The organism is Porphyromonas sp. CAG:1061, assembly GCF_000435035.1.
Lineage (GTDB): Bacteria > Bacteroidota > Bacteroidia > Bacteroidales > Porphyromonadaceae > Porphyromonas_A > Porphyromonas_A somerae.
The window spans coordinates 15,527-16,788 of sequence record NZ_HF988949.1; the positions used below are offsets into that span (position 1 = coordinate 15,527).

Sequence of the window (1,262 nt, forward strand, 5' to 3'; positions counted from 1 at the left end):
GCCATTGTCGACGAGGTCGACTCAGTGCTTATTGACGATGCTCGTACCCCACTTATCATCTCTGGTCCAGTAGAGAGCAAGGGCGATCAGATGTTTGAGGAGTTCAGAGGCGATGTGGAGTTGGTAGTTAATGCACAGAAAACCCTTGCCAGCCGTCTGCTTACCGAGGCACGCAAGCAAATTGCTAGCGAAGATAAGAAAGAGCGCGAAGAGGGATTCCTCAAGCTCTATCGTAGCTTCAAGGGACTACCCAAAAACAAAGCCCTCATCAAGTACCTCAGCGAGGAGGGCATCAAGGCAGGTATGCTAGATACCGAGGCGATCTATATGGCCGACAACAACCGCCAAATGCACATCGTCACCGATGACCTTTACTTCGTGATTGATGAGAAGAATAATCAGATAGAGCTTACCGATAAGGGTATTGATCTTCTTTCGGGTAAAAACGAAGACCCAACCTTCTTCGTCCTACCAGATATTGCTTCTCAATTATCGGCTCTAGAGAATGAATCCCTCACAGAGGCTGAAAAGAGTGAGAAGAAAGACCAGCTCCTCACCGATTACTCTATCAAGAGTGAGCGTGTACACACCGTGCAGCAGTTACTTAAGGCCTACACCCTCTTCGAGCGTGACGACCAATATGTGGTGATGGATAATAAGGTGATGATTGTGGATGAGCAGACAGGCCGTATCATGGATGGTCGCCGCTACTCCGATGGGCTCCACCAAGCCATTGAGGCAAAGGAGCATGTAAAGGTGGAGGCAGCCTCTCAGACAAAGGCAACCATCACACTCCAAAACTACTTCCGTATGTACCACAAGCTGGCAGGTATGACAGGTACCGCCGAGACTGAGGCAAAGGAGTTTTGGGATATCTACAAACTAGATGTGGTGGTGATCCCAACCAATAGACCTATTGCTCGTATCGATGAGAACGACCGTATCTACAAGACCGCTCGAGCAAAGTATGCCGCTATTATCGATGAGATTGAGCGACTAATCGGCGAGGGACGCCCAGTCCTTGTTGGTACCACCTCGGTAGAGACCTCCGAGTTGCTCAGCAAGATGCTCACACTCCGTAAGATTCCACACCAAGTCCTCAATGCCAAGCTCCACCAAAAGGAGGCAGAGATTGTGGCAGAGGCAGGTAAGAAGAGTACCGTCACCATCGCCACCAACATGGCGGGTCGTGGTACCGATATCAAGCTCTCCCCTGAGGTGAAAGAGGCTGGTGGTCTCGCCATTATCGGCACCGAGCGTCA

At 50.4% G+C, this 1,262-nt stretch carries 1 protein-coding gene; it reads left to right on the top strand.

Features of this window, described 5'->3' with window-relative positions:
* On the top strand, window positions 1-1,262 hold a 1,262-nt coding region (locus QVO39_RS08455), incomplete at both ends, for a preprotein translocase subunit SecA (protein ID WP_502685079.1).